This is a genomic window from Mycobacterium sp. TH-M11, assembly GCF_057473725.1.
The window spans coordinates 1-9,097 of the sequence record NZ_JBYCLD010000114.1; the positions used below are offsets into that span (position 1 = coordinate 1).

Sequence of the window (9,097 nt, forward strand, 5' to 3'; positions counted from 1 at the left end):
TTGTTGGCGATCACCAGGTGCACGTCGAACGGTGCCGCTTCAGTCGGCCAGCGCAGCCCCAGCTCGTCGTGGTGCTGTTCGGCGATGACCGCCACCAGCCGCGATATCCCGACCCCGTAGGAGCCCATGGTCAGGCGCACCGGCTTGCCGTCCTCGCCGAGCACGTCGACGGTGAACGCGTCGGTGTACTTTCTGCCGAGCTGGAAGATGTGGCCGATCTCGATGCCACGCGCGGAGACCAACGTGCCGGCCCCGTCGGGCGACAGGTCGCCGTCGCGCACCTCGGCGGCCTCGATGGTGCCGTCGGCGACGAAGTCACGACCGGCCACCAATCCGACGACATGCTTGCCGGGTTGGTCGGCGCCGGTGATCCAGCTGCTGCCGTCGACGATTCGCGGATCTACCAGGTAGCGAACACCGTTGTCCAGCAATGCCTTCGGGCCGATATACCCCTTGACCAGGAAGGGATACTTGGCGAAGTCGGCCTCGTCGAGCAGGGCGTACTCGGCCGGGTCGAGCGCGGCGCCCAGCCGCTTGTCGTCGATCTCGCGGTCGCCGGGCACCCCGATGCCCAGCAGTTCCCAGTCGCCGCCCGGCTGGCGGACTTTGAGCAACACGTTCTTCAACGTGTCGGCGGCGTCGACGGTGCGGCCCAGGTCCGCGCCGTTGGCCCACTCGACCAGCGTGGCGATGGTCGGGGTGTTGCCCGTGTCGTGCACCACCGCGTCAGGTTGTCCGTCGATCGGAATGCTCTCCGGGCGGACGGTGACGACGGCTTCGACGTTGGCGGCGTAGCCGGACTGCGGGCACCGCACAAAGGTGTCTTCGCCGATCGCGCTTTCGGCGAGGAATTCCTCGGAGGCCGAGCCACCCATCGCACCCGACACCGCGGACACGATGACGTACTCGATGCCCAGCCGAGCGAAGATGCGCTGGTAGGCCTCGCGGTGGGCGTGGTAGGCGGTCTTGAGGCCGGCGTCGTCGATGTCGAAGGAGTACGAGTCCTTCATCACGAACTCGCGGCCGCGCAGGATGCCCGCGCGTGGGCGCGCCTCGTCGCGGTACTTGGTCTGGATTTGGTAGAGCGCGAGCGGAAAGTCTTTGTAGGAGTTGTACTCCCCCTTGACCGTCAACGTGAAGAGCTCTTCGTGGGTGGGTCCGAGCAGGTAGTCGTTGCCGCGACGGTCCTTGAGCCGGAACACGCCGTCACCGTATTCGGTCCAGCGGTTCGTCGTCTCATACGGCGCGCGCGGCAGCAGCGCCGGGAACAGGATCTCCTGGCCGCCGATGGCGTTCATCTCCTCGCGGACCACCCGCTCGATGTTGCGCAGCACCCGCAGGCCCAGCGGCAGCCAGCTGTACAGGCCCGGCGCAATCGGGCGCACGTAGCCGGCCCGGATCAGCAGCTTGTGGCTGGCGACCTCGGCTTCGGCAGGATCGTCGCGCAGGGTGCGCAGGAACAGCTCGGACATCCGGGTGATCACAGCGCGCAAGCCTAACTACTAGGTATTGACTGCCAATAACCACCACGGCTGCGATCCGCGAAGGATGACAGCCGTGGCGTCTGGTTGGCGATGCTGGGCGCCAGAGCTCGGCGGCGGCCATCATTTGTCACATCAGCACCGTCTCCCCACCATGCTCCGGTTTTGGAAACGTGACCGCATGCGATATCACCGTCTGCCGTGATATCGCATCCGGTCACAAATCGAAAAAAGAGCGCACCCCTACAGTCAGTGACTGATGGGACCATTGAGGTCCGCGGAGCGCGCTAGAGCTCGCCGGCGTCGATGGCGTCCTTGACTTCCTGCGCGTGCGCCACCTGCTCGGCGGTGTAACCGATGAACAGAGACACCACGCCGACGATGACAGTCACGCCCGCCACCCACAGCAAGCCGTAGGTGTAGCCCTGGTCGAGCGCGTGCAATTGCCCGGCGTTCATGTTCTTTACCGGGCCGTTGATGCCGCCGAGGTACAGCGTGCGCGACGTGATGACGGCCTGGATGACCGCCAGAACGACCGGGCCACCGAGGTTTTGCAGCATCAGCGCGATCGCCGAGGTCGGCCCGATCTGATCGAAGCCGACGCCCGCGATCGCCGACAGCGCCACTGGGACCACCACCATGCCAATTCCCACACCGGCGACGACGACCGGCACGATCAGGTTCGGGAAGTACGGCATGGCGCCGTTGAAGGTGGATCCGTACAGCATTGCGCCGACCACCAGCGCACCACCGGCGATCACCACAACCCGCGGCTGGAAGCGGGACACCAGCTGCGACGAGCCGGCCAGCCCGATGCCCATCGCAATCGCGAACGGGATGAAGCCGATACCGGCGCGCAGTGCGGAATACCCCATGATGTCCTGCACATAGAGCGCGACCAGCACCGTGACGGTGAACAAAAGCCCACCGGCCATGAAGATGGCCACGAACGTGGCCAGCCGGTTGCGGTCGAAGAAAAGATTGAACGGGACGACGGGGTTTTCGGCGGTGCGCTCGACCCACGCGAACGCACCGAAAGCCACGAGACCGAGCGCGGCGGTGCCAAGGGTAGTGACGGAGATCCAGCCCTTCTCCGGGCCGACCGAGAAGGCGAAGACCGCCGCGGTGCATGCCAGCGTGGCCAACACGGCACCGGCCGCGTCGAGCTTCATCCGCTCGCGGTGGGTCTCCCGCAGCGCCGTGCGGGCCAGGTAGACCATCACCAGCCCGATCGGCACGTTCACCAAAAACGCCAGCCGCCATGAGACTTCGGTGAGCGCCCCGCCCACGACGAGGCCCATCACGGACCCGACACCGGTCATGGCCCCGAACACCGCGGTGGCGGCATTACGCGCCGGCCCCTTGGCGAACGTGGTGGCCACCAGCGCAAAGCCGGTCGGCGAGGCGATCGCGGCGCCGACACCTTGGAGCAGCCGCGCGATGACCAACGTGACGTCGTCCCAGGCGATCCCGCACAAGGCGGAGGCGATGGTGAACAGGCTGACACCGACGATGAAAGTCCGCTTGCGGCCAATGGTGTCGCCGAGTCGGCCACCGAGCAGCATCAAACCGCCGAAAGTCAGCACGTAGGCGGTGATCACCCAGCTGCGCCCGGCGTCGGACAGGCTCAGCTCGTTCTGGATCTTGGGAAGCGCGACGATCGCGATGGTGCCGTCCATGGTCGCCATCAGCTGCATACCGGCGATGGCGATCACCGCGGTGAAGAATCCCCGCGTCGGCATCCACGTTGTCGACACCTTGGTCGAGGTGGACTCGCTGGTCTTTTCTGGGTGCAGTGTCTTTTCTGGCTGCACTGAATTTTCTGGGTGCAGTGACTTTTCTGGGCGCACTGGGGGCATGTGAACTGCTCGCTTCGAGGGTTCAGTCGTCCATCGTTGGACAGCCCGCTCTGCATCGTTGAGAGCCGTCATAAGAACTTACCCTACAGTAATCTTAGGGATCTTTTAAATGCCGAAGGCCGCCACAGCGCCGATAACGACGATCGCCGGAGGTCGAATGCCTTCCGAACGGATCTTCTCCGGCGCGTCCGCCAGCGTGGCCCGCAACGTATGTTCGGCGGCCGTCGTCCCTTGCTGAACCACCAACACCGGCGTATCCGCAGGTCGACCGCCCTTGAGCAGGACCTTGGCGAAAAGTTCGATGCGCTCGACCGCCATCAGCAAAACGATGGTTCCGGTCATGGCGGCCAACGCATCCCAATTCACTAACGATTCGGGGTGGTCCGGCGCCACGTGCCCGCTGACCACCACAAACTCGTGGTTGATCGCGCGATGCGTGACCGGAACACCGGCAGAGGCGGGCACCGCTATGGCGCTTGTCACACCCGGCACAACGGTCACGGGGATACCGGCCTCGGCGCACGCCAGCACCTCTTCATAGCCGCGGGCGAAGACAAAGGGGTCGCCCCCTTTGAGCCGCACCACGAAATGGCCGGCCCGGGCCCGCTCGATCATCACCGCGTTGATGGCGTCCTGGGCCATGGCCCGCCCGTACGGGATTTTGGCCGCGTCGATCACCTCGACGTTGGGCGCCAACTCGGCGAGAAGTTCCGGCGGAGCCAGCCGGTCGGCGACGACGACGTCGGCCTGTGCGAGTAGCCGCCGGCCCCGCACGGTGATCAACTCCGGATCGCCCGGGCCGCCTCCGATGAGCGCCACGCCGCCGCGGACCACGTCGTTGCTCTCGAAGCTCTCCGGCGAGATCACGCCCTGCTGCAGGGCCTCGCGGATCGCCGAGCGGATGCCTGCCGAGCGGCGGTGCTCGCCGCCGGCCAGCACGCCCACCGAGAGCCCGGCGTATTCGAACGACGCGGGAGTCACCGCGCTGCCGTCGATCGCGATGTCGGCCCGCACACAGAAGATTCGGTTGCGATCGGCTTCGGCGACGATCGCGGCGTTCACTTGCGCGTCGTCGGTGGCTGCGATCGCATACCACGCGCCGGTCAGGTCGCCGTCGCGATAGTCGCGCAGCGACAGCGTGATTCCGTCCATGGCTTCGACCGACTGTGTGACGCCGCGACTGATCACGTGCACGTCCGCCCCGCTGGCCACCAGCAGCGGCAGACGACGTTGCGCGACGCTGCCGCCGCCGACCATCACGACCTTCTTGCCGGCCAGCCGCAGCCCGACCAGGTAGGGGCTCTCGGGTGTCGTCATGCGCGCACCCCCGGGCCACCGCGCTCGTCCGCTACCGGCGGCGGATTCGTCGATCGAAGCATCGGCACGTGGGGCGGGCCGTCGTCGAGAACGTCGTCGCCGTCTCGAACGAATCCGTGGGCATACATGTCCGCTAGATATACCCGAGCGCCGATCCGGGACGGGTAGTCCCCGACTTCCGCCGGCGCGGCGCCCAGCAGCCGGGTGGTGTGCCCTTCGCCGCGGGCGCGGCGTTCGGTGCACAGCTGGCCCAGCCGGAACGCGTGACGCCCGTCCGCGTGCTCCTTCGCGCTCATGATTCCAGCTCCAGCACCTTGGTGGTCCACGACCGCACCTGTTCGTACAAGGCCGGCTCGGTGGCCAACGACGCGCCCAACGATGGCACCATCTCGGTGAGCACCGGAAGCCACCCCGCATACCGATCGGGAAAACAGCGCTCCAGCACCTCGAGCATTGCCGACACCGCGGTCGATGCTCCCGGCGACGCGCCGAGTAGTCCGGCGATACTGCCGTCGGCCGCGGTAAGCACGGTGGTGTCGAATTCCAGCCGGCCCCCGCGGCGCGCATCGGGCCGCATCACCTGAACCCGCTGCCCGGAAGCGATCAGCTCCCAATCGGATGCCGTTGCGTTGGGCGCGAATTCGCGCAAGGTTTCGATGTGGTTCGACGTCGACCTGCCGAGCTGGCCGATCAAGTAGGCCAGCAGTCCCAGCTGGCCCAGGCTTGCCCCGGCGACCGTGGCGACATTGCCCGGCCGGACAGATCGCGGCAGGTCGCTGAGGCGCCCGTGCTTCAGGAATTTCGGTGACCACCCGGCGAACGGGCCGAACATCAGCCAGGGTTTGCCGTTGACAATCCGGCTGTCCAGATGAGCTGCCGTCATCCCGGGCGCCCCCGGCTCGGGCAGACCGTAGACCTTGGCCCGGTGCAAACCGGTGATCGCCGGATTGCCGCTGCGCAGGAATCGGCCGCCGACCGGGAAGCCACCGAACCCCTTGACTTCGGGGATGCCGGACTTCTGCAACAACCGCAGCGCCTGTCCCCCGGCACCCACGAAAACAAATGCGGCATCCAGCTTTCGGCCTTCACCGGTGCGCCGATTACGGATGCTCAGGGTCCACCCGCCGTCGCGCCGACGCCGCAAGTTACGCACCTCATGGCCAAACCACGCCGCGCTGCCGTGGCGAACGCCGTAGCCGATCAGTTGACGCGACAATGCGCCGAAATCGACGTCGGTTCCTTCGACGGCCCAATCGAGCGCGACGGGTTCGGCGAAATCCCTTCCGGCAGCCATATACGGCAGTCGGCGCGCGAATTCGTCTGCACCCTCGACCCATTCGGTGCGGGCGAACAAGGGGTTGTCGGCCAACGCCCGTCGGCGACGGCGCAGGTAGTCGACGCGCTCGGCGCCGTGGACGAAGCTGACGTGCGGGACGGAGTTCAGAAAACCGCGGACATCGGTGAGCATCCCGTTCTCCACCGCGTACGCCCAAAACTGGCGACTGAGCTGGAACTGCTCGTTGACCCGCACCGCTTTGCCGATGTCGATCGACCCGTCGGGCCGCTGCGGGGTGTAGAACAGCTCGCACAACCCGGCATGACCGGTGCCGGCGTTGTTCCAGGGGTCACTGCTCTCGGCCGCGACGCCGTCGAGCCGTTCGACGAGGGCGACCGTCCAATCCGGCTCGAGGCGGCGCAACAAGGCGGAAAGAGTCGCGCTCATGATCCCGGTCCCAACCAACACGGCGTCAACCTTCGGAGTCTTTCCTGACTGCGGACCTGGCACCGAGTTGGTCATCCTTCGCGCGAGAAGAGCTGCCTTGACGTCAGGTTATCCGGCACCGAACGGACCCGCTGTTCGACGGGCCCAATGTCAGTGATCGTCATGCTCGCGGCCACGCCTTAAGCTGGCGTGCGTGACTGGCTGGCAGACCGACGTCCTGCCCGGCTACTGGCAACTGACCATCCCGCTGGGCGATGACCCCGACGGCGAAGGCACGATCGAAGCGACGCTGCTACGACGCGGCAGTGCTGATAGCGCGGCAAGCGCCGGGGACGCCGTGCTGGCGGTGCACGGATACACCGACTACTTCTTCCACACGGCGTTGGCCGATCACTTCGCCGGCCGCGGCATCGCCTTTTACGCGCTGGACCTGCGCAAGTGCGGCCGCTCGTCGCGGCCGGGCCAGACGCCGCACTTCACCACCGACCTCGCACACTACGACCGTGAACTCGATCGGGCCGTGGAGATCATCGCCGAGGAAACGCAGTCGGCGCAGGTGCTGGTGTACGGCCATTCCGCCGGTGGGCTGATCGTCTCGTTGTGGCTGGATCGGCTGCGGCACGCGGGCGCGAGCGCCCGCAAACGGGTGGGCGGGCTCGTGCTCAACAGCCCGTTTTTGGACCTGCCCGGTCCGATGCCGTTGCGCTGGCCGCCGACCCGCGCGCTGATCGCCGGCATCGCACGCCTGGGCGACAAGCGGGTTGCCCGCGCTCCGGGCGAGACCGGCGGAGGCTACGGCGCCAGCCTGCATCGCGACTACCACGGCGAATTCGACTACAACCTGCAGTGGAAACCGTTGGGCGGCTTCCCGATTACCTTCGGCTGGCTTTCAGCAGTACGACGCGGGCAGGTAAAGCTGCACCGCGGACTCGATGTGGGCGTGCCCAACCTGGTCTTGCGCTCCGACCACAGTGTGCTCGACGCATCCGATGCGATCACCCTGCAATACGGCGACGCGGTGCTCGACGTCACACACATCGCACGCTGGGCCGGTTGCCTCGGCAATGTCACTACGATCGTGCCAATCGTCGACGCCAAACACGATGTTTTCCTGTCGACACCTCAGCCACGACGGGTCGCTTACCAGCGACTGGACTCCTGGCTGGACGACTATCTGGACGCGACTTCGCACGTCGCGTCCCACCACGGCTGAAGGGCTACTGAATGCACGGCTATGACCTGACGATCATCGGAACCGGTTCCGGCAACAGCATTCTCGACGACCGCTACGCCAACAAGCGGGTGGCGGTCTGCGAGCAGGGTACGTTCGGCGGGACGTGCCTGAACGTGGGGTGCATTCCCACCAAGATGTTCGTCTATGCCGCCGAGGTCGCCGAAACCATCCGGCACTCGGCGCGTTACGGCATCGACGCCCACATTGACCGGGTCCGGTGGGACGACATCGTCTCCCGCGTCTTCGGCCGCATCGACCCCATCGCAATCGGCGGTGAGGACTACCGGCGGGCCCAACCCAACGTCGACGTCTACGACTCGCACACCCGCTTCTCCGGTGTGCAGGACGACGGTCGCTACCTGCTGCGGACCGACGACGGCGCGGAGTTCACCGCCGAGCAGGTGGTGATCGCCGCGGGCGCACGAGCCGACGTTCCCCCGGCCATCCTCGACTGCGGCGTGCCGTACTACACCAGTGACGACATTATGCGGATACCAGAACTGCCGAAACACCTGGTGATCGTCGGGGGCGGTTTCGTGGCGTGCGAATTCGCGCACATCTTCGCCGCCTTGGGTGTCCGCATCACGTTGGTGATCCGCGGCGGCGCGCTGCTGCGGCATCTCGACGACACCCTGTCGCAGCGGTTCACTCGGATCGCGGCGGGCAAATGGGAGGTCCGCAGCCACCGCAACATCCTCGGCGCGCACGAAAACCGCTCCGGGGTGGTGCTCGACCTCGACGACGGCTCCGAACTGCAGGCCGACGCCCTGTTGGTCGCCACCGGGCGACGCTCCAACGGTGATCTACTGGCCGCCGAGAAGGCCGGCATCCAACTCGACGATGGCCGCGTCGTCGTCGACGAGTACCAACGGACCTCGGCGCGCAATGTCTTCGCACTCGGCGATGTGTCGTCGCCGTACGAACTCAAGCACGTGGCCAACCACGAGGCGCGCGTCGTGCAGCGCAACCTGCTTCGCGACTGGGACGACACCGCATCAATGGCCGCCACCGATCATCGCTACGTGCCTGCCGCAGTGTTCACCGACCCGCAGATCGCCTATGTCGGGCTGACCGAGAACGAGGCTGTGGCAAAGGGTTTCGACGTATCCTGCAAGGTTCAGGACTACGCCGACGTGGCCTACGGGTGGGCCACCGAAGATACCGTCGGCATCGTGAAACTCATCTCCGACTCCAAGACCGGTCGACTGCTCGGCGCGCACATCATGGGACAGCAGGCGTCATCGATCATCCAACCGCTGATCCAGGCGATGAGCTTCGGGCTGAGCGTGCCCGAGATGGCGCGCGGCCAATACTGGATTCACCCGGCGCTACCCGAGGTCGTGGAAAACGCGCTGTTGGGGCTGTTGGACTGAGCGGGTCAGGCGGCGCTGGTCGACGACCGACGGCGCGGTTTGCTGTCGATCGACCACAGATGGCCACAGTCAGGGCATTGCAGGTGCAGTAGCCAGCCCTGATTGCCCAG

At 66.3% G+C, this 9,097-nt stretch carries 6 protein-coding genes and 1 pseudogene; 2 read left to right on the forward strand and 5 right to left on the reverse strand.

The genetic code is table 11. From position 1 onward, the window contains the following. The 5 genes and pseudogenes from AC2VOG_RS04915 to mqo all read right to left on the reverse strand — a co-directional run. The coding region (locus tag AC2VOG_RS04915; RefSeq protein WP_486938799.1) for a proline--tRNA ligase at positions 1-1,484 on the reverse strand (1,484 nt) is incomplete at its 3' end. 284 nt (positions 1,485-1,768) lie between these two features. Further along, the gene (locus AC2VOG_RS04920) at positions 1,769-3,223 is read right to left on the reverse strand and encodes an MFS transporter (RefSeq protein WP_486938800.1); all 1,455 of its coding nucleotides are present in this window, start codon (positions 3,221-3,223) and stop codon (positions 1,769-1,771) included. Positions 3,224-3,445: 222 nt separating this feature from the next. After that, on the reverse strand, positions 3,446-4,657 hold the full coding sequence (gene cobA / locus AC2VOG_RS04925) for a uroporphyrinogen-III C-methyltransferase (RefSeq protein ID WP_486938801.1): 1,212 nt from the start codon (positions 4,655-4,657) through the stop codon (positions 3,446-3,448). Beyond that, positions 4,654-4,944, reverse strand: a pseudogene (locus AC2VOG_RS04930) (GNAT family N-acetyltransferase); the annotation flags it as partial. The pseudogene AC2VOG_RS04930 and the gene cobA, both read right to left, overlap by 4 nt. A gap of 5 nt (positions 4,945-4,949) precedes the next feature. Beyond that, positions 4,950-6,455, reverse strand: a complete 1,506-nt coding sequence (mqo, locus tag AC2VOG_RS04935; protein ID WP_486938803.1) for a malate dehydrogenase (quinone) — start codon at positions 6,453-6,455, stop codon at positions 4,950-4,952. A gap of 118 nt (positions 6,456-6,573) precedes the next feature. Here mqo and AC2VOG_RS04940 point away from each other — a divergent pair, with 118 nt between their 5' ends. Both AC2VOG_RS04940 and mtr read left to right on the forward strand, forming a co-directional pair. Continuing rightward, on the forward strand, positions 6,574-7,593 hold the full coding sequence (locus AC2VOG_RS04940; protein WP_486938804.1) for an alpha/beta hydrolase: 1,020 nt from the start codon (positions 6,574-6,576) through the stop codon (positions 7,591-7,593). Between the two features lie 11 nt (positions 7,594-7,604). Beyond that, positions 7,605-8,987, forward strand: coding sequence for a mycothione reductase (gene mtr, locus AC2VOG_RS04945; RefSeq protein WP_486938805.1), 1,383 nt, complete (start codon positions 7,605-7,607; stop codon positions 8,985-8,987). Positions 8,988-9,097: the final 110 nt, after the last annotated feature.